The organism is Cardiobacteriaceae bacterium TAE3-ERU3, assembly GCA_019218315.1.
Lineage (GTDB): Bacteria > Pseudomonadota > Gammaproteobacteria > Cardiobacteriales > Cardiobacteriaceae > JAHUUI01.
On sequence record JAHUUI010000001.1, the window covers coordinates 207722 to 225834 of the forward strand.

At 48.3% G+C, this 18113-nt stretch carries 32 protein-coding genes; all 32 read right to left on the reverse strand.

The genetic code is table 11. The features are described 5' to 3' along the window. Nucleotides 1–33: 33 nt before the first annotated feature. The 32 genes from rplQ to rpsL all read right to left on the reverse strand — a co-directional run bounded on the left by rplQ (nucleotide 34) and on the right by rpsL (nucleotide 18031). Complete coding sequence (gene rplQ / locus KRX19_00845) at nucleotides 34–420, reverse strand: 50S ribosomal protein L17 (GenBank protein ID MBV7433562.1); 387 nt, start codon at nucleotides 418–420, stop codon at nucleotides 34–36. A 30-nt stretch (nucleotides 421–450) separates the two neighbouring features. Beyond that, nucleotides 451–1413 carry a DNA-directed RNA polymerase subunit alpha gene (gene rpoA, locus KRX19_00850; GenBank protein ID MBV7433563.1) on the reverse strand — a complete coding sequence of 321 codons (963 nt, stop codon included), beginning with the start codon at nucleotides 1411–1413 and terminating at the stop codon, nucleotides 451–453. Nucleotides 1414–1453: 40 nt separating this feature from the next. Beyond that, on the reverse strand, nucleotides 1454–2074 hold the full coding sequence (gene rpsD, locus KRX19_00855; protein ID MBV7433564.1) for a 30S ribosomal protein S4: 621 nt from the start codon (nucleotides 2072–2074) through the stop codon (nucleotides 1454–1456). 23 nt (nucleotides 2075–2097) lie between these two features. Then, complete coding sequence (gene rpsK / locus KRX19_00860; protein ID MBV7433565.1) at nucleotides 2098–2496, reverse strand: 30S ribosomal protein S11; 399 nt, start codon at nucleotides 2494–2496, stop codon at nucleotides 2098–2100. Between the two features lie 15 nt (nucleotides 2497–2511). Then, complete coding sequence (gene rpsM / locus KRX19_00865; protein ID MBV7433566.1) at nucleotides 2512–2868, reverse strand: 30S ribosomal protein S13; 357 nt, start codon at nucleotides 2866–2868, stop codon at nucleotides 2512–2514. A 97-nt stretch (nucleotides 2869–2965) separates the two neighbouring features. After that, the gene (gene rpmJ / locus KRX19_00870) at nucleotides 2966–3079 is read right to left on the reverse strand and encodes a 50S ribosomal protein L36 (GenBank protein ID MBV7433567.1); all 114 of its coding nucleotides are present in this window, start codon (nucleotides 3077–3079) and stop codon (nucleotides 2966–2968) included. A 22-nt stretch (nucleotides 3080–3101) separates the two neighbouring features. Beyond that, nucleotides 3102–4427 carry a preprotein translocase subunit SecY gene (gene secY, locus KRX19_00875; GenBank protein MBV7433568.1) on the reverse strand — a complete coding sequence of 442 codons (1326 nt, stop codon included), beginning with the start codon at nucleotides 4425–4427 and terminating at the stop codon, nucleotides 3102–3104. Nucleotides 4428–4466: 39 nt separating this feature from the next. After that, nucleotides 4467–4904 (reverse strand): 50S ribosomal protein L15, encoded by a 438-nt coding sequence (rplO, locus tag KRX19_00880; protein MBV7433569.1) that lies wholly within the window; start codon nucleotides 4902–4904, stop codon nucleotides 4467–4469. Between the two features lie 2 nt (nucleotides 4905–4906). Further along, the gene (gene rpmD, locus KRX19_00885; protein ID MBV7433570.1) at nucleotides 4907–5092 is read right to left on the reverse strand and encodes a 50S ribosomal protein L30; all 186 of its coding nucleotides are present in this window, start codon (nucleotides 5090–5092) and stop codon (nucleotides 4907–4909) included. Next, nucleotides 5082–5597 (reverse strand): 30S ribosomal protein S5, encoded by a 516-nt coding sequence (gene rpsE, locus KRX19_00890; protein MBV7433571.1) that lies wholly within the window; start codon nucleotides 5595–5597, stop codon nucleotides 5082–5084. Before rpsE ends, rpmD begins: the two co-directional genes overlap by 11 nt. A gap of 9 nt (nucleotides 5598–5606) precedes the next feature. Continuing rightward, nucleotides 5607–5963: a 50S ribosomal protein L18 gene (rplR, locus tag KRX19_00895; protein ID MBV7433572.1), complete on the reverse strand. Its 357-nt coding sequence runs from the start codon at nucleotides 5961–5963 to the stop codon at nucleotides 5607–5609. Nucleotides 5964–5972: 9 nt separating this feature from the next. Continuing rightward, nucleotides 5973–6506, reverse strand: coding sequence for a 50S ribosomal protein L6 (gene rplF / locus KRX19_00900; protein ID MBV7433573.1), 534 nt, complete (start codon nucleotides 6504–6506; stop codon nucleotides 5973–5975). A 9-nt stretch (nucleotides 6507–6515) separates the two neighbouring features. Further along, nucleotides 6516–6905, reverse strand: a complete 390-nt coding sequence (gene rpsH / locus KRX19_00905; GenBank protein ID MBV7433574.1) for a 30S ribosomal protein S8 — start codon at nucleotides 6903–6905, stop codon at nucleotides 6516–6518. Between the two features lie 297 nt (nucleotides 6906–7202). Next, nucleotides 7203–7511: a 30S ribosomal protein S14 gene (rpsN, locus tag KRX19_00910; GenBank protein MBV7433575.1), complete on the reverse strand. Its 309-nt coding sequence runs from the start codon at nucleotides 7509–7511 to the stop codon at nucleotides 7203–7205. Nucleotides 7512–7513: 2 nt separating this feature from the next. Beyond that, complete coding sequence (gene rplE / locus KRX19_00915) at nucleotides 7514–8053, reverse strand: 50S ribosomal protein L5 (protein ID MBV7433576.1); 540 nt, start codon at nucleotides 8051–8053, stop codon at nucleotides 7514–7516. 8 nt (nucleotides 8054–8061) lie between these two features. After that, on the reverse strand, nucleotides 8062–8376 hold the full coding sequence (gene rplX, locus KRX19_00920; GenBank protein MBV7433577.1) for a 50S ribosomal protein L24: 315 nt from the start codon (nucleotides 8374–8376) through the stop codon (nucleotides 8062–8064). 9 nt (nucleotides 8377–8385) lie between these two features. Further along, a complete protein-coding gene (gene rplN, locus KRX19_00925; GenBank protein MBV7433578.1) occupies nucleotides 8386–8754 on the reverse strand; it encodes a 50S ribosomal protein L14 in 369 nt (122 codons plus the stop codon). Between the two features lie 11 nt (nucleotides 8755–8765). Further along, nucleotides 8766–9029 (reverse strand): 30S ribosomal protein S17, encoded by a 264-nt coding sequence (gene rpsQ, locus KRX19_00930; protein ID MBV7433579.1) that lies wholly within the window; start codon nucleotides 9027–9029, stop codon nucleotides 8766–8768. A gap of 2 nt (nucleotides 9030–9031) precedes the next feature. Next, on the reverse strand, nucleotides 9032–9226 hold the full coding sequence (rpmC, locus tag KRX19_00935; protein MBV7433580.1) for a 50S ribosomal protein L29: 195 nt from the start codon (nucleotides 9224–9226) through the stop codon (nucleotides 9032–9034). Further along, a complete protein-coding gene (gene rplP, locus KRX19_00940) occupies nucleotides 9226–9639 on the reverse strand; it encodes a 50S ribosomal protein L16 (GenBank protein MBV7433581.1) in 414 nt (137 codons plus the stop codon). The genes rpmC and rplP overlap by 1 nt, the downstream gene beginning before the upstream one ends. A gap of 9 nt (nucleotides 9640–9648) precedes the next feature. Beyond that, the gene (rpsC, locus tag KRX19_00945; GenBank protein ID MBV7433582.1) at nucleotides 9649–10356 is read right to left on the reverse strand and encodes a 30S ribosomal protein S3; all 708 of its coding nucleotides are present in this window, start codon (nucleotides 10354–10356) and stop codon (nucleotides 9649–9651) included. Between the two features lie 10 nt (nucleotides 10357–10366). Continuing rightward, nucleotides 10367–10699 carry a 50S ribosomal protein L22 gene (gene rplV / locus KRX19_00950; protein MBV7433583.1) on the reverse strand — a complete coding sequence of 111 codons (333 nt, stop codon included), beginning with the start codon at nucleotides 10697–10699 and terminating at the stop codon, nucleotides 10367–10369. 9 nt (nucleotides 10700–10708) lie between these two features. Then, a complete protein-coding gene (gene rpsS / locus KRX19_00955) occupies nucleotides 10709–10981 on the reverse strand; it encodes a 30S ribosomal protein S19 (GenBank protein MBV7433584.1) in 273 nt (90 codons plus the stop codon). 2 nt (nucleotides 10982–10983) lie between these two features. Continuing rightward, complete coding sequence (gene rplB, locus KRX19_00960; protein MBV7433585.1) at nucleotides 10984–11817, reverse strand: 50S ribosomal protein L2; 834 nt, start codon at nucleotides 11815–11817, stop codon at nucleotides 10984–10986. Between the two features lie 11 nt (nucleotides 11818–11828). After that, nucleotides 11829–12131: a 50S ribosomal protein L23 gene (gene rplW, locus KRX19_00965; protein MBV7433586.1), complete on the reverse strand. Its 303-nt coding sequence runs from the start codon at nucleotides 12129–12131 to the stop codon at nucleotides 11829–11831. Next, entirely contained in the window at nucleotides 12125–12733 is a 609-nt protein-coding gene (rplD, locus tag KRX19_00970) for a 50S ribosomal protein L4 (protein ID MBV7433587.1), read from the reverse strand. Before rplD ends, rplW begins: the two co-directional genes overlap by 7 nt. A gap of 9 nt (nucleotides 12734–12742) precedes the next feature. Next, nucleotides 12743–13381 carry a 50S ribosomal protein L3 gene (gene rplC / locus KRX19_00975; protein MBV7433588.1) on the reverse strand — a complete coding sequence of 213 codons (639 nt, stop codon included), beginning with the start codon at nucleotides 13379–13381 and terminating at the stop codon, nucleotides 12743–12745. Between the two features lie 118 nt (nucleotides 13382–13499). Then, on the reverse strand, nucleotides 13500–13814 hold the full coding sequence (gene rpsJ / locus KRX19_00980) for a 30S ribosomal protein S10 (GenBank protein ID MBV7433589.1): 315 nt from the start codon (nucleotides 13812–13814) through the stop codon (nucleotides 13500–13502). A gap of 11 nt (nucleotides 13815–13825) precedes the next feature. Next, nucleotides 13826–15016, reverse strand: a complete 1191-nt coding sequence (gene tuf / locus KRX19_00985) for an elongation factor Tu (GenBank protein ID MBV7433590.1) — start codon at nucleotides 15014–15016, stop codon at nucleotides 13826–13828. 20 nt (nucleotides 15017–15036) lie between these two features. Beyond that, on the reverse strand, nucleotides 15037–17133 hold the full coding sequence (gene fusA, locus KRX19_00990; GenBank protein MBV7433591.1) for an elongation factor G: 2097 nt from the start codon (nucleotides 17131–17133) through the stop codon (nucleotides 15037–15039). A gap of 33 nt (nucleotides 17134–17166) precedes the next feature. Further along, nucleotides 17167–17637, reverse strand: a complete 471-nt coding sequence (rpsG, locus tag KRX19_00995; protein MBV7433592.1) for a 30S ribosomal protein S7 — start codon at nucleotides 17635–17637, stop codon at nucleotides 17167–17169. Between the two features lie 19 nt (nucleotides 17638–17656). Continuing rightward, entirely contained in the window at nucleotides 17657–18031 is a 375-nt protein-coding gene (gene rpsL / locus KRX19_01000) for a 30S ribosomal protein S12 (protein MBV7433593.1), read from the reverse strand. Nucleotides 18032–18113: the final 82 nt, after the last annotated feature.

Genomic DNA, 18113 nt, shown 5'->3' on the forward strand with positions numbered 1-18113 from the left:
GCCTTACGGCGGTTCTTTTACACAAGATGCTGATTACTCAGCGTCTTGATGATCAGGCAGTGGGCGATCGACCAGTTCAACATACGCCATAGGCGCATTGTCACCAGCACGGAAACCGCACTTAAGGATACGTATGTAGCCACCTGGACGCTCTTTATAACGTGGTGCCAACTCGGCGAACAGCTTTTGTACCGCAGCGCGATCACGCAGGCGAGCAAAAGCCAAACGGCGTGCTGCAACAGTGTCATTGTTCTTAGCGTGAGTAATGATTGGTTCGATTACTCGGCGGAGGTCTTTTGCTTTAGGCAAAGTGGTTTTGATCAGCTCGTGCTCGATCAGTGAAACCGTCATGTTTTGAAACATGGCTTTGCGGTGTGAGCTAGTCCGGTTCAGTTTACGACCGGAAAGTTTGTGTCTCATGGTTATGCTCCCAATTCGTGCCTGACCGGTTTATTGATCTACCGGCCAGTTTTCAATGTCCATTCCCAATTCCAAGCCATGGCTGGCCAGAACTTCTTTAATCTCGTTCAGCGATTTCTTGCCGAGATTTGGTGTTTTAAGCAGTTCAACTTCACTGCGGCGAACCAAATCGCCAATATTGTTGATATTCTCAGCTTTGAGGCAGTTTGCACTACGCACTGTCAGCTCAAGATCATCAACTGGACGAAGCAAAACAGGGTCAACTTGAATTTCTTCAACTTCTTCCTCTTCAACTTCGGTCGACTCAAGGTCAACGAAGAATGCTAACTGCTGATGCAAGATTGTTGCTGCATCACGAATAGCTTGCTCTGGATCGAGTGCACCGTTGGATTCAATATCAATAATCAATTTATCCAAGTCCGTACGCTGCTCAACACGCGCTGCTTCAACACGGTAAGCAATACGCTTGACCGGAGAAAAGCTTGCATCAAGTCGCAGAACGTTCGGTGAGGTGCCTTCCGCTTCTTCTTCCGGATTGACAACCCGGTAGCCACGCCCCTTTTCAACAACAACCGTCATTTTAAGTGGTTGATCTTTAGTCAGGTGTGCAATGACATGCTCAGGATTACAAATCTCTATATTCGAGGGCGCCTGAAAATCTTTGGCCTTCACTTCACCGGCTTTATCGACCGATAAATGCATTTCAGCACGTTCGCCTTCATGCATGATCATCGACAATCCTTTCAGATTGAGCATGACATCAATTACATCTTCACGAACACCTTCGATGCCTGAATATTCATGCAGCACACCCTCAATTTCACATTCCGTTGCTGCTGCACCTTCAATTGAAGAGAGCAGAACACGACGCAATGCTGTACCAAGTGTGTAACCGAATCCACGCTCGAGTGGTTCAAGAGTGACACGCGCCGTATTTGGCGCGATGTCCTTGATTTGCACAATGCGTGGCGTTAAAAGTTCTGTTAATGCCATAGAATAACGCCTCTCGTATATCGTTTATCGCCGTCAAACTTTACTTAGAGTAAAGTTCGACTACCAGTGATTCGTTGATGTCTGCTGACAGATCAATACGCTCTGGAATGCGCTTGAACTGACCGCTCATTTTAGCGGTATCTACTTCAACCCAATCAACAAAACCACGCTGAGCGGCTATTTCCAAAGCACTTTGAATACGAACCTGCTTGCGTGATTTCTCACGAACAGAAACGACATCATCAGCCTTTACTTGGTAAGAAGCGATGGTTACACGCTTGCCATTGACTTCGATTGCACCGTGAGATACCAACTGACGCGCTTCAGCACGAGTAGCACCGTAGCCCATACGGTAAACAACGTTATCGAGACGCTGCTCGAGCAGCTGTAACAGGTTTTCACCAGTTGAGCCTTTCTTCTGTGCAGCTTTTTTGTAGTAGTTGCGGAACTGACGCTCAAGCACACCGTAGATGCGCTTTAGCTTCTGCTTCTCACGCAGCTGACCACCGTAGTCAGACAAACGACCACGACGAGCGCCGTGCTGGCCAGGAGCCGCATTGAGGTTACACTTTGACTCTAATGGGCGCACACCTGATTTCAGTTCGAGGTCTACACCTTCACGACGTGCCAAGCGGCACTTAGGTCCAATATATCTTGCCATAAATTATTTCTCCCAATACTCTCTTAAACGCGACGCTTTTTCGGCGGACGGCAGCCGTTGTGTGGAATAGGTGTCACGTCGGTAATGGAATGAATATTGAAGCCGCTTGCATTCAGTGCACGCACGGCTGATTCACGCCCCGGTCCAGGTCCTTTGATGTTGACATCAAGATTTTGCACACCGTATTCTTTGGCGGCATTTCCTGCACGCTCTGCAGCAACCTGTGCTGCGAAAGGTGTTGATTTTCTTGAGCCACGGAATCCTGAACCACCGGCAGTTGCCCAAGAAAGCGTGTTACCCTGACCATCAGTAATGGTCACGATTGTGTTGTTAAATGACGCGTGGACGTGCGCAACGGCGTCCACCACAACACGCTTTGCTTTTTTTCTAACGTTTTTTTGTTTACCAGTAGCCTTAGCCATAGTTCTCTCTCTTAATTAGCGTTTGATTGGACGGGTAGGACCTTTGCGTGTACGCGCGTTGGTCTTAGTCCGCTGACCGCGTACCGGCAATGAGCGACGGTGACGCAGACCACGGTAGCAACCGAGATCCATCAGACGTTTAATGTTCATGGAAACCTGACGACGCAGATCCCCTTCCACCTGATACTCAGCAACTGCTTGACGCAAAGCGTCAACTTCAGCATCACTAAGATCACGAATTTTTTTGGTTGGTTCGACGCCAGACGCAGCGCAAATATCGCGTGCGCGGTTAGGGCCGATGCCATAAATAGAGGTCAATGCCACAACAGTGTGCTTTTGTGTCGGGACATTAATACCAGCAATACGAGCCATGTCGTTTACTCCTAAAACAAAGGTGCAGGATTCTAGCGAGCTAAGCGCAAAAAGTCAATGACTATCGCAGTTTAGCTTGCTGAATCAATTGCACAGATTAGCCCTGACGCTGCTTGTGACGCGCGTCAGTACAGATTACCCGAACACTACCATTGCGACGAATGATGCGGCAATGACGGCACATTTTTTTAACAGATGCACTTACTTTCATCTTTATAACTCCTAATTTTGGCTTAGCGGCGGTATTGCCCGCCACCGAAGCCTGATAAATTGGCTTTCTTCATCAGTGATTCGTACTGTTTGGACATCACGTGTGACTGAACTTGAGACATAAAATCCATAGCAACCACAACTGCGATCAACAATGACGTACCGCCGAACAAGAACAATATTTGCCCTTGAGCCGAACCGAGGTTCATAATCGACGGAATAATACAGACAAATGCTACATAGAACGCACCGACCAAGGTCAAGCGCTCTTGCACCATATCCAAATAGTCTGCTGTCTGACGCCCAGGTCGGAAGCCTTGAATAAACGCATTGGATTTTTTCAGATTGTCAGCCAATTCACGATTTTCAAACATCATTGCAGTATAGAAAAACGAGAACAAAACGATCAACAAACTGAATGTTGCGATATACAACCAGTTACCGGGCTGGAAAGCGCCAGTTACGTCTGCGATATAGCGACCAACAGTTCCTTCGAAGCCTGACAGCAACGAGAATGCAGAAACCAATAGCGTAATAATTGCCGATGCAAAAATAGCCGGAATAACGCCCGCCATATTGATCTTGAGTGGCAGATGTGACCGCTGCCCCATGGCTTGCTGATTCATGCCCTGGCGTTTTGCATAATGAATTGCAATACGACGCTGAGCACGCTCAACAACCACAATCAGAGCAAAGAGGGCTACAATCACACCGATGATCAAGAAAAACTGACCATACTGATCATTTTCCTTGGTCTGAGCGATCAAACCACCTATGCCAGCAGGCATATTTACTGCGATACCAGCAAAAATCAGCATTGAAATGCCGTTGCCAATACCGCGCTCAGTTATCTGCTCACCCAGCCACATCAAAAAGAGTGCCCCTGCAGCCAAAGCAATCGTACCCGTAAGTAGAAAGCCTGGACCTGTTGTCAGCGACATCCCTTGAGCCATGACGGTTTTTGATATCGCGAAGCCTTGTATTAGCGCCAAAGCCAGAGTCAGATAGCGGGTATAGAAGGTGATCTTCTTCTGCCCACTACTACCCTGTTGGCGCAGTTCTTTCAGCGGCCCATACATATGGGACAACAACTGCATCACAATCGAGGCTGAAATATAAGGTGCGACACCAAGTGCCAGTAGGGAAGCATTACTTAAAGCACCACCAGAGAACATATTGAACAACTGAAAGATTGAACCCTCGCCTTGCTCAAACATTCTTCTAACTTCCGCTAGGTCAACACCCGGCACTGGAATATGTGCACCCACACGGTAAATGACCAATGCGAGAACCAAATACCACAGGCGAGATGTCAGTTCCTTATACGGATTTGCCGTTGGCTTTGCCATCATGCTCCCCTTATTACTGTTACGCTATTTACTATCAGCTTACGCTTCGATTGAGCCACCTGCGGCCTCAATTGCTTCGCGTGCACCTTTAGAAACGCTGATACCTTGAAGTTTTACAGCAGCAGTGACGTCACCGCTAAGGAAAACTTTCGCACTCAATGCTGAGACAGGTACGATGCCAAGCTGCTTGAGCAGAGCCAAATCAACCACCTGCGCATCAGCGAGCTTATTCAACTGAGCTGTGCGGATTTGAGCAGTATCACCTTTGGTGCGGCTACGGAAGCCACGCTTAGGCAAACGACGCTGCAAAGGCATCTGACCGCCTTCGAAACCAACCTTGTGATAGCCGCCTGAACGTGCTTTTTGGCCTTTGTGACCTTTACCACTGGTTTTACCCAAGCCTGAGCCAATACCACGACCCAAACGCTTAGGCGCAGAGCGCGAACCAGCTGCAGGTTTTAAATTATTTAAACGCATTATTACACCTCTTCAACTTTGAGGAGATAGGACACTTTATTAATCATGCCGCGATTCTCCGGTGTATCTTTGACAACACGCGACTGGTGCATACGGCGCAAGCCCAAACCATTCACACATTGCTTGTGGCTTTCGAGACGACCATGCTTGCTCTTAACCAAAGTAACTTTTAATTCTTTAGTGGACATTAGCAACTACCTCTTCGACCGATTTACCGCGCTTGGCAGCAACATATTGCGGGCTGTTCATCGCTTTCAGACCATTGATGGTTGCGCGAATGACGTTACCGGCGTTACGTGTACCCATACACTTGGCCAATACATCCTTGACGCCCAGCACTTCAAATACTGCACGCATCGCACCGCCGGCAATAATACCGGTACCTTCAGATGCAGGCTGCATGTAAACTTTAGCTGCGCCGTGCTTACCAATGATTGGGTGCTGCAAGGTATCCTGGTTCAGATCAATACGAACCAGAGTCTTCTTAGCTTGATCCATCGCTTTTTGGATTGCTACAGGGACTTCTTTAGCCTTACCATAGCCATAACCAACGCGGCCTTTGCCATCGCCAACCACTACCAATGCAGTGAATGCAAACTGGCGACCACCTTTAACAACTTTGGTTACGCGATTAACCGCAACCAGCTTTTCTAAAAATTCGTTGTCTTGCTGACGTTCTCTTTGCTGTGCCATAACTACCTCTTAAAACTTCAAACCAGCTTCGCGCGCAGCATCAGCAAGCGCTTTGACTCGACCGTGGTAGCGGAAGCCACTGCGGTCAAATGCGATATCTTCAAGCCCAAGCTCTTTTGCTTTTTCAGCGATGGCTGTACCAACTTTAGCTGCAGCTTCGATGTTACCGGTAAATGAGAGACCATCACGGACACTTGCCTGTACAGTAGAGGCTGTTGCCAAAACCTGATCACCAGTACCACTGATGATTTGGGCATACATGTGACGAGGTGTCTTGTTGACGACCAGACTTGCTTTGCCTTTGCCGCGGATATTAGCACGGGTCTTCTTGCCACGGCGGATACGATTAATTTTCTTTTGATTCATGATCTCACCTTACTTCTTCTTGGCTTCTTTCATGACCACGCGCTCATCAGCGTAGCGTACACCTTTACCTTTGTAAGGCTCTGGCGGACGATATGCACGGATTTTGGCAGCCACTTCACCGACCAACTGCTTGTCACTGCCTTTAATGTGCAGTTCAGTTTGGCTCGGTGCTTCAATTGTGATCCCTTGAGGAATCGCGAACTCGACCGGGTGTGAGAAACCAAGTGATAAGTTAAGCTTCTGACCTTGCACCTGCGCGCGATAACCGACGCCTACCAGTTGCAATTTTTTGACAAAACCTTCGCTGACGCCAATAACCATATTATTGACCAGTGAACGCATAGTGCCACACATAGCCCAGTGATCACCGCTTTCCTTGACCGGCTTAACGCGAATTTCACCGTCAGCTTCTTCAACTGTGGTATATGGATGCAAATCCATAGTCAATTCGCCTTTGCTACCCTTAACGTTGATGTTTCCACCATTAATAGAAACGTTAACGCCAGAAGGGATGGTGACAGGTTGTTTACCAATTCGTGACATATTCCCCCCTTATGCGACTACGCAAAGAACTTCGCCGCCAACACCAAGCTCGCGTGCTTTGTGATCACTCATCACGCCACGGGAAGTTGAGATAACAGCAATACCCAAGCCGCCTTGGACTCGTGGTAATTCGTTTTTGCCTTTAAAGATACGCAGGCCTGGACGGCTCACACGCTTGATCATCTCAATAACAGGACGACCCTGATAATATTTGAGATGGATAGTCAGTTCAGGCTTAACATCACCTTGAACTTCATAAGACTGGATATACCCTTCTTCTTTAAGCACTTTAGCAATTGCTTCTTTGTGCTTAGAGGCAGGCATAGTCACCAGCGAACGACCGATACGCTGCGCATTACGCACGCGAGTCAGCATATCTGCAACTGGATCAGATAACATAGTTTTACCTCGATAGTCAGTATCAGACCAAAATGGTCCTGGAACTTAAAAACCTGAAAACCATTGGTGGCAATAAAGCCAAATGGGTGATTTTTCAACCAAATTCAGGGAATAAAAATGATGCAAAGCAGCCAAATTCAGCCAACCTCGCAGCAGGGCGAAGTATTCTACCGAAATTTTAGGCAAAGTCAATGCAATTTAGCTGCTTAGCTTATGATCAAGTCACAAGCTAAGCAGCTTTGGTTTGGTAATACAAAAATCGAGCCGTACTGACGTACGGCTCCACTTAAGCAAATATTACCAACTTGCTTTTTTAATACCTGGCACTTCACCACGCATTGCCAGCTCACGCAATTTGATACGTGACAGACCGAACTTGCGGTAAACCGCATGTGGACGACCTGTGATACGGCAACGACGTTGTACGCGTGCAGGTGAAGCGTTACGCGGAAGTTTTTGCAGTTTTTCCTGCGCTTCCAAACGTTCTTCTTCTGAATACTGATCAACCTTACGGATGATCTCTTTCAATTCATGTCGCTTAGCGGCGTATTTTTGAACAGTCTTGATACGCTTCGCTTCGCGATTGATCATGCTTTTTTTAGCCATAATTAACCTCTAAATGGGAAACCGAAGGCTTCGAGCAATGCTTTAGCACTGGCATCATCTTTGGCAGTTGTGGTGAACGTAATGTCCATACCGCGTACCGCGTCGATTTTCTCGTAGTCGATTTCCGGGAAAATGATGTGCTCTTTCACACCAAAGGTGTAGTTACCACGACCATCGAATGACTTCGGGCTAAGGCCGCGGAAGTCACGCGTACGTGGCAATGAAATATTGATCAGGCGATCAAGAAATTCATACATCTGCTCACGGCGCAAAGTGACTTTACAGCCGATTGGCCAGCCGTCACGAATCTTAAAGCCCGCAATAGACTTCTTTGACTTGGTGACGAGTGGCTTTTGACCACTGATCAAAGCCAGGTCACGCACAGCGCTGTCCATGATTTTCTTGTCATTGACCGCTTCGCCCACACCCATGTTAATGGTGATTTTTTCGAGCTTCGGTACTTCCATGACGTTGCTCAGGCCCAGCTTTTCTTTCAGCTTGAGCGCGAGTTCGTCACGATACTGTTGTTGTAATCTTGCCATGTCAGACCTCAATCTACGCGTTCGCCATTGGATTTGAACACGCGGAACTTCTTGCCGTCTTCAATTTTGAAGCCGACACGATCACCTTTACCGGTAGCCGCGTTGAACAACATCACATTGGAAATGTGAACGGCAGCTTCTTTTTTAATGATGCCACCTTCGATACCAGCCTGTGGGTTCGGCTTGACGTGCTTGGAAACTTGGTTGATGCCTTCAACAACAACGCGCTCGCCACGCACTTCTTTGACCGTGCCACGCTGGCCTTTGTCTTCTTTTTTGCCGGCGATGACAATTACTTCATCGCCCTTTTTAATCCGCTTCATTTTTCCTCCTTAAAGCACTTCAGGTGCGAGTGAGATGATCTTCATGAACTTCTCACCACGCAGCTCACGTGCAATGGGGCCAAACACGCGGGTACCGATTGGCTCAAGCTTTTGATTGAGCAAAACCGCAGCGTTGCTGTCAAAGCGAAGTACAGAACCGTCACGACGACGAACACCCTTACGAGTACGTACGATCAGTGCGTTGTATACATCACCTTTCTTAACACGACCACGCGGCATGGCTTCTTTAACTGAAACCTTGACCACATCACCGATACCGGCGTAACGACGGTGTGAACCGCCAAGAACTTTAATACACTGGAGCTCACGAGCACCACTGTTATCCGCCACTGAGAGGCGTGATTGCATTTGAATCATGGATAGCCTCCTTAACCTTCAGCGCGCTCTACGATTTCCACCAAACGCCAGGTTTTGGTTTTGGAAATCGGGCGGCTCTGATTGATGCGCACGGTATCACCGATATTGCACTCGTTGTTTTCATCGTGTGCATGGCACTTCAAAGTGCGCTTAACATACTTACCGTAGACAGGGTGCTTTTCATAACGCACAACATGAACAGTGATTGATTTATCACCTTTGTTGCTCGCTACTGTGCCCTGCAACACGCGTTGAATAGATTTTTGTTCGCTCATATTCACACCTTAACGTTGTGTTGTGCCAGCAGGGTCTTCACACGGGCAATATCACGACGCACTTGACGAATCTGGTGCGTCTGCTCTAGCTGTCCACTGGCTTTTTGCATGGTTAATTTCATCTGAGCCTGACGCAGAGAAAGTAATTCCTCGCGAAGGCCGTCGACGTCTTTTTCACGTAATTCTTTCACACTCATCACATCACCTTGCGGGTTTCAAACACTGTTTGGACCGGCAACTTGGCAGCTGCGAGGCGGAACGCTTCACGCGCCAGCTCTTCACTCACACCTTCCATTTCGTAAAGGACAGTGCCAGGTTGTACCTTGGCTACCCAATACTCAACGTTACCTTTACCTTTACCTTGACGCACTTCCAATGGCTTGTTGGTCACTGGTACATCAGGGAAGATACGGATCCACACTTTACCACCACGCTTGACGTGACGATTAATTGCACGACGTGCAGCTTCAATTTGACGGGCTGTAATACGGCCACGAGTGGTCGCTTTCAAGCCATATTCGCCAAAACTGACGCTGTTACCAGCCTGTGCTAGACCGCGGTTACGGCCTTTATGCTGTTTTCTGAACTTGGTTCTTTTTGGTTGTAACATGACTTCACCTTAATCCTTGCGGCGTCCGCGCGGTTTGCGGCGGCCACGTTTATCGTCTGGCGCTTCGCGAGCGGCATCAGCTTCGATACCTTCGAGGTTTTCACCCTTAAAGATCCATACCTTGACACCGATAACGCCATATGTTGTATGCGCTTCAGCGAGGCCATAATCAATATCAGCACGCAGAGTATGGAGTGGCACACGGCCTTCACGATACCATTCTGTACGGGCAATTTCTGCACCGTTCAGACGACCTGAAATGCTGACCTTGATACCAGCGGCGCCAAGGCGCATGGTTGAAGCGACAGCACGTTTCATCGCGCGACGGAACATGACACGACGCTCTAATTGCTGAGCAATATTCTCGGCAACCAAATACGCATCAAGTTCTGGACGACGAATCTCTTCAATATTGATTGAAGTAGGTACGCCCATCAACTTGCTGACTTCTTTCTTCAGCACTTCAATGTCTTCGCCTTTTTTACCGATCACAATACCCGGACGAGCAGTGAAAATGGTAATTTGCGCACCATTGCGCGGGCGCTCGATTTGAATCTTGCTAACTGAAGCGTGAGCGAGTTTTTTACGGATGAACTCACGGACTTCGTGATCTTTTTCCAGGAAATCTGCATAGTCACGGCCTTCCGCGTACCACTTAGAAACCCAGTCTTTAGAGATCCCAAGTCGAAAACCAATTGGATGTACTTTCTGACCCATAGTATTCTCCTTAGCGCTCTTCTACGCGAATCATAATGTTGCTGGTACGCTTCAAAATGCGCGTACCGCGACCCTTAGCGCGTGCAGCAAAACGCTTCATCGTCATACCTTCACCCACTTGGATTTCAGCGACGGTCAGCTCATCGATATCTGCGCCTTCATTGTTTTCAGCGTTGGCAATTGCTGAGTTGAGCACTTTAAGAATAATGCTCGCGGCTTTTTTCTGGCTAAACGTCAGAATCTCTACCGCTTCATCAACGTGCTTGCCACGGATCTGGTCTGCGACCAGGCGCGCCTTTTGCGCAGAAATGCGCGCAGCGCGTAATTTAGCTATAGCTTGCATCAATAACTCCTATCGACCTTTCTTGTCGGCAGTGTGGCCGCGGTAGTTGCGGGTCGGTGCAAATTCGCCGAGCTTATGACCGATCATGTCTTCGCTGACGAGAATTGGCACGTGCTGCTTGCCGTTGTGCACGGCAATAGTCAGTCCAATCATGTCAGGGGTGATCATAGAACGACGCGACCAGGTTTTAATTGGCTTTTTGCTCTTATTTGCAACCGCTTCGTCAACTTTCTTAGCGAGGTGCAGATCAATAAAAAAGCCTTTTTTCAGTGAACGTGCCATGATTAACCTCTCTTACTACGGCGGCGCGAAACGATCATCTTATCGGTACGCTTGTTCGAACGAGTCTTCTTGCCCTTGGTTGGCTTACCCCATGGGCTGACCGGATGACGGCCACCAGAAGTACGGCCCTCACCACCACCATGTGGGTGATCGACCGGGTTCATTACCACACCGCGAACGGTAGGACGAATACCACGCCAGCGAGTTGCACCAGCTTTACCCAGTGAACGCAGGCTGTGCTCGTGGTTTGATACTTCACCAAGCACCGCACGGCAATCAACGAGTACACGGCGACGCTCGCCAGACTTCAAACGCAGAGTAGCGTACTTACCTTCGCGTGATGCGAGGTAAGCTGAAGTACCAGCACTACGTGCAAGCTGTGCACCTTTGCCAGGCTTAAGTTCAATACAGTGAACTGTTGAACCGACCGGGATGTTACGGATTGGCAGGCAGTTGCCACGCTTGATTGGCGCATCGTCACCATTACGGATGATGTCACCAGCTTCCATACCGCGAGCTGCGATGATGTAAGCACGCTGACCATCGGTATAACGGATCAATGCAATGTAAGCTGTACGGTTTGGATCATACTCAAGACGCTCAACAACAGCATCAATGCCGTCTCTGTTGCGCTTGAAGTCGATGATACGGTATTTGTGTGCATGACCACCACCACGATGACGGGTAGTGATACGGCCCATATTGTTACGGCCGCTGCCACGCTTTTGCTTCTCAACCAAAGCCGCGTAAGGCTGACCTTTGTGCAGGTCAGGACGGGTCACATTGACCACAAAACGGCGGCCAGGAGAGGTAGGTTTATTGGTAATAATAGCCATTATTCAACTCCTCAGGCTTGCTCGGACATGAGCGCTTCCATATCGACGCTCTTATCCAGGCTTACATAAGCCTTTTTGTAATCACTGCGGCGGCCAACACGAGCGCCGAAACGCTTGGTTTTACCCTTGATGTTAACTGTACGTACCGCTTCGACACCGACTTCCATTAACTGTTCGACGGCTTCTTTAATTTCTTGTTTGCTCGCACGGCGATCAACCTTGAAGACCAACTGCGTGTTTTCAGCGGCCAAAGAAGATTTTTCAGTAACGTGCGGGCTTTTAATCACTTGTAACAGACGTTCTTGTTTCATGATAACCACTCGTTGATTTTCTCAATGGCTGCCTTGTCTACAGCGACATGCTCATGGCGCAGCAGCAATGCAGGATTAATGGCCTGTACGTCGACCACAGTGACGCGGGCAATATTGCCAGTCGCTTGATAAGCTTTGTCATTTGCAGACTCGCTAATCACCAGCAGGTCATTACCCAAATTGTTGTCTTTTGCATAAGCAATGAAATCTTTGGTCTTGTTTGACTCAAGCTCGAAAGACTCAATTACTTTCAGACGATCTTGGCGTGCCAATTCAGAAAGAATGCTGCGCAACGCCGCACGATACATTTTCTTGTTAACTTTTTGGCTGTGATCGCGTGGCTTAGCTGCGAAGGTAACGCCACCAGTACGCCAGATTGGCGAACGGATCGTACCAGCACGTGCGCGGCCAGTTCCTTTTTGACGCCAAGGCTTAGCACCGCCACCAGAAACTTCACTACGCGTCTTTTGCGCCTTAGTTCCTGAACGGCCGCCTGCTAAATATGCAGTAACGACTTGGTGTACGAGTGCTTCGTTGTAATCTACGCCGAACACTTCATCAGCAACACTGATTGAACCAGATGCATTTGTCATTTGAATATCCATGCTGCCTCCTTAAGCCTTAACCGACGGACGAATCATCACGAAACCGCCTTTAGCACCAGGTACAGCACCCTTGATCAAAATCAAGTTGCGTTCTGCGTCGACACGTGCAATTTCTAGATTTTGTACGCTGCACATTTTATTACCCATTTGTCCGGACATTTTCTTGCCCTTGAATACGCGACCTGGCGTTTGGTTCTGACCGATTGAACCAGGCACACGGTGTGACAGTGAGTTACCGTGGGTCTTACGCTGACCACGGAAATTGTGACGTTTAATGGTACCGGCAAAGCCTTTACCGATACTGCGTGCACGGACATCTACTTTCTGCCCCTGCTCGAACAGATTAACTTCAACAGCGCCACCAACCTCATAGTTAGCGATTTCTTCACTGTCCAAGCGGAATTCTTTGGTCAGCAAACCAGCTTGTACGTTTGCTTTAGCAAAGTGACCTGCCAAAGGTTTACTGGTACGACTTGCCTTACGCTCGCCCACAGAAACCTGTACAGCATCATAACCGTCTGTTTCGCGTGTTTTAATTTGTGAAATATAGTTTGGCTTAACTTCGATCACCGTTACGGCGCTCGCGTTGCCATCCTCGTCAAAGATACGGGTCATGCCAATCTTCTGACCCACTAGGCCCATTGTCATAAGCTTTCCTCAATAGAAAAAAGACGAGAGGAGGGCGGGTGACCCTCGTCGCCTCGATAAAGACAGCAAAAGCGGGAATGTGAATTCCCGCTTCTACAGTCACGAAAGGTGCGCGATTTTACTGCAATTCGATCTTGACGTCAACACCTGCGGCAAGATCCAGCTTCATCAGTGCATCAACGGTCTTGTCAGTAGGATCGACAATATCCATGATGCGCTTATGAGTTCGCATTTCATATTGGTCTCGCGCGTCTTTGTTAACGTGTGGAGAAATCAATATGGTGTAGCGCTCTTTTTTGACTGGCAAAGGAACCGGGCCCTTAACTTGGGCGCCGGCACGCTTTGCGGTTTCTACGATCTGCTTGGCTGACGCATCAATCAAGCGGTGATCGTAGGACTTCAAACGTATACGAATTTTTTGTGTACTAGCCATAATAAAACCCGTTACTCAATGATGCTGGCAACAACGCCGGCACCAACTGTACGGCCACCTTCACGGATCGCGAAACGCAGACCTTCGTCCATCGCGATTGGGTGAATCAGCTCAACAACTAACTTGACGTTGTCGCCAGGCATAACCATTTCAACACCTTCTGGAAGGATACATTCGCCAGTTACGTCCGTAGTACGGAAGTAGAACTGTGGACGGTAGCCTTTGAAGAATGGAGTGTGACGACCGCCTTCATCTTTAGACAGTACGTATACTTCTGCTTCAAACTTGGTGTGTGGTGTGATTGAACCAGGCTTGGCCAATACTTGACCACGCTCTACGTCTTCACGCTTGGTACCACGCAGCAATACACCGACGTTGTCACCAGCTTGACCTTGGTCGAGCAGCTTGCGGAACATTTCAACACCAGTACAGGTAGTCTTGGTGGTTGGACGGATACCGACGATTTCGATTTCTTCACCAACTTTAACAACACCACGCTCAATACGACCAGTTACTACAGTACCACGGCCAGAGATTGAAAATACGTCTTCGATTGGCATCAGGAATGGGCGGTCAATGTCACGCTCAGGCTCTGGAATGTAAGAATCCAGTGCTTCTACGAGCTTGATGATTGATGGTACGCCGATGTCTGATTCGTCGCCTTCAAGTGCTTTCAGTGCAGAACCAGTGATGATTGGTGTGTCGTCACCTGGGAAGTCATATTCTGACAGCAGGTCACGTACTTCCATTTCTACCAGCTCGAGCAGTTCTTCGTCGTCAACCATGTCTGCTTTGTTCAGGTATACAACGATGTTAGGTACACCAACCTGACGAGACAGAAGGATGTGCTCACGAGTCTGTGGCATTGGGCCATCAGCTGCTGAACATACGAGGATCGCGCCGTCCATCTGTGCAGCACCGGTGATCATGTTCTTAACATAGTCAGCGTGTCCCGGGCAGTCTACGTGTGCGTAGTGACGGTTTTCTGATTCGTATTCTACGTGGGCAGTTGAGATGGTGATACCACGTGCACGCTCTTCTGGTGCGCCGTCAATCTGATCATACGCTGAGAACGAACCACCAAAACGATCTGCGCCAACCTTAGTCAGGGCCGCAGTCAGTGTAGTTTTACCATGGTCAACGTGACCAATTGTGCCCACGTTTACGTGTGGCTTGTTACGGGTAAATTTTTCCTTAGACATAAAAACTCCAATTCACTTAATTAAGACTTATTCTTGACGACTTCTTCTACAATGTTGTTTGGTGCTTCATTGTAGCAGTCGAATTCCATTGAGTAGTTTGCACGACCCTGACTCAGTGAGCGCAGTGAAGTTGCATAACCGAACATGTTGGCCAATGGCACTTGAGCGCGAACAATCTTGTCGTTGCCCTGATCATCCATACCCTGAATCAAGCCACGACGACTGTTCAAGTCACCAATTACGTCACCCATGTAATCTTCGGGGGTAGTAACTTCAACTTTCATCATTGGCTCAAGCAATACAGGCTTCGCTTTACGTGCGCCTTGCTTGAAGCCTTCTGAACCAGCCATTTTAAATGCCATTTCAGAGGAGTCGACTTCGTGGTAAGAACCATCGTACAAGGTGACTTTTACGTCAACCAATGGATAGCCGGCCAAAACACCGTTCTGCATTTGCTCTTGAACGCCTTTGTCAACCGCTGGAATGTATTCCTTAGGAACAACACCACCAACGATCTGGTTAACAAACTCGTAGCCAAAGCCAGGCTCTTGAGGTTCAATTTTCAGCCAAACGTGACCGAACTGACCACGACCACCAGACTGACGGACAAACTTACCTTCTTGCTCAACTGCTTCGCGAATTGTTTCACGGTATGCAACTTGAGGCGCACCAACGTTTGCTTCAACTTTAAACTCACGCTTCATACGGTCGACGATGATCTCAAGGTGAAGTTCACCCATACCAGAGATGATTGTCTGACCAGTTTCTTCGTCAGTGTGGACGCGGAAAGAAGGATCTTCTTGTGCCAACTTGCCAAGTGCCATACCCATTTTTTCTTGGTCAGACTTGGTCTTAGGCTCAACAGCAACAGCGATAACTGGCTCTGGGAATTCCATACGCTCAAGAATGATAGGCTGAGCAGGATCACATAAAGTTTCGCCAGTGATAACGTCTTTCAAGCCGATACATGCAGCGATGTCGCCAGCATATACTTCTTTAATTTCTTCACGAGAGTTTGAGTGCATCTGAACGATACGACCTACGCGCTCACGCTTATCTTTAACTGAGTTAAGTACGGTCGAACCAGCTTCAAGTACACCTGAGTAGCAACGAACGAATGTCAGCGTACCGACAAATGGGTCAGTTGCAACTTTAAATGCCAATGCAGCAAATGGTGCATCGTCATCAGGCTTACGGCTATCAGTTTCTTCAGTACCAGGCAATACACCTTGGATCGCAGGCACTTCAACTGGGCTAGGGAGAAGCTCAATAACTTTATCAAGCATCGCCTGAACGCCTTTGTTCTTGAACGATGAACCACAAACAACCGGGACGATTTCGTTGTTGATCGTACGTTGACGCAGACCAGCAACAATTTCTTCTTCACTCAGCTCTTCACCGCCAAGGTACTTATCCATCAGCTCTTCATTTGCTTCAGCAGCTGCTTCAACCAAATGCTCACGCCACTCTGCACAGTCGTCAGCCATATCAGCAGGAACATCTGCGTATTCGAACGTCAAGCCGTTGTCTTCTTCATTCCAGATGATCTCTTTCATCTTGATCAAGTCAACAACACCTTTGAATTCGTCTTCCGCACCAACTGGTAATTGCAGAGGTACAGCAACAGTGTTCAAACGGGTTTTCATCTGCTCTACAACGCGCAAGAAGTCTGCACCAGTACGGTCCATCTTATTGACGTAGGCAATACGAGGAACTTTGTATTTGTTCGCTTGACGCCATACAGTTTCAGTTTGTGGCTGAACACCACCAACTGCACAAAGAACCAGACATGCGCCATCAAGTACACGCAGTGAACGCTCTACTTCGATAGTGAAATCAACGTGTCCCGGAGTATCAATGATATTGACACGGTGCTCAGGAAACTGCTGTGCCATACCAGACCAGAAACAGGTTGTCGCTGCAGAAGTGATTGTGATACCACGTTCTTGCTCTTGCTCCATCCAGTCCATAGTGGCTGCACCATCGTGCACCTCACCAATCTTGTGTGACAAACCAGTGTAGAACAGGATACGTTCTGTTGTGGTTGTCTTGCCGGCGTCAATGTGCGCCATGATACCGAGGTTACGGTACTTATCAATTTTCGTCTTACGCGCCATAAATGTGCTCCAATACGATTAAATGAATTGCCGTTACCAACGGAAGTGCGCAAATGCTTTGTTAGCTTCTGCCATGCGGTGTGTATCATCACGCTTTTTAACAGCGCTGCCGCGCTCTTCGATTGCATCGATGAATTCACCAGCCAGTCGTGCAGCCATTGACTTCTCGTTACGGCTGCGAGCCGCATCGATCAACCAACGCATTGCGAGTGCGTTCTGACGAACAGGACGTACTTCGACAGGAACCTGATAAGTTGCACCACCGACGCGGCGAGACTTAACTTCAACTGCCGGACGCACTTTCTCAAGCGCTTCTTCCAAGACGTCTACAGCATCCATTTGCTTTTTCTCAGCTGCTTTCTCAAGTGCTTGATAAACAACTTTCTCAGCTACAGATTTTTTACCTGCAACCATCACCATGTTGATGAATTTGGCGACCACCACATTCCCGAATTTAGGATCGGGCAAGATATGGCGGATTGGCGCCCTTACTCTTCTGGACATGAAACTATTCCTTCGTTAATTAGGATTTAGGACGCTTAGTGCCGTACTTAGAACGGCCCTGCTTGCGATCCTTGACGCCTGCTGTATCAAGGGCTCCACGCACGATGTGATAACGCACACCTGGTAAATCCTTAACACGACCGCCTCGGATGAGCACCAAGCTGTGCTCTTGCAGGTTGTGCCCTTCACCGCCGATATAGGCAGTTACTTCGTACTTGTTGGTTAAACGTGTACGTGCAACCTTGCGCATTGCCGAGTTTGGCTTTTTAGGCGTCGTAGTATAAACGCGAGTACAAACACCGCGTTTTTGAGGACATCCCTGCAGAGCAGGAACGTTGTTTTTCTCTTTCTGCTTCGTACGTGGTTTACGTACGAGCTGATTGATCGTTGCCATGAAAGCATTTCTCCAAAACTTTTATTAAAGTCAATTTTTTTACGCCTTTCCCCACCTGCACGCAGGCAGAGCGCAAGCGAGC